Below are 301 nucleotides of genomic sequence, written 5' to 3'. Positions count from 1 at the left end.
GCGGCCCGGTCGTCGTCGAACCGGGTGGCCGAACCCATACCGCCGGGCTCCTCGCCGCTGCCCTCCCAGCGCGGGCCGGGCGGGACGTACGCGCGGACGTCGTGCGCGGGCCACTCCCCGGCCTCGGGCCGGGGACCGCCGATGTCGACGTGCGCCATGTTGACGCTGACGGCGGGGTCGGCCCGCCACTCGCGTAGCGCCTCGTCCGCGCGTACGTCCCGCCCGGCCCGCGCTGGGAGGGCAGCGGCGAGGAGCCCGGCGGTATGGGTTCGGCCACCCGGTTCGACGACGACCGGGCCGC

Annotated in this window: 1 protein-coding gene; it reads right to left on the bottom strand. The window is 78.7% G+C overall.

What is annotated here, in order from left to right; all coding sequences use genetic code 11:
- Positions 1-301 (bottom strand): hypothetical protein (locus tag DEF28_RS27875; protein WP_199493597.1); only part of this gene is annotated, 301 nt, incomplete at both ends.

Origin of the sequence: Marinitenerispora sediminis, assembly GCF_003336425.1 — a bacterium.
GTDB lineage: Bacteria > Actinomycetota > Actinomycetes > Streptosporangiales > Streptosporangiaceae > Marinitenerispora > Marinitenerispora sediminis.
Note: the sequence above shows the minus strand (reverse complement) of the source record. Positions and strands in the feature narration are given on the sequence as shown.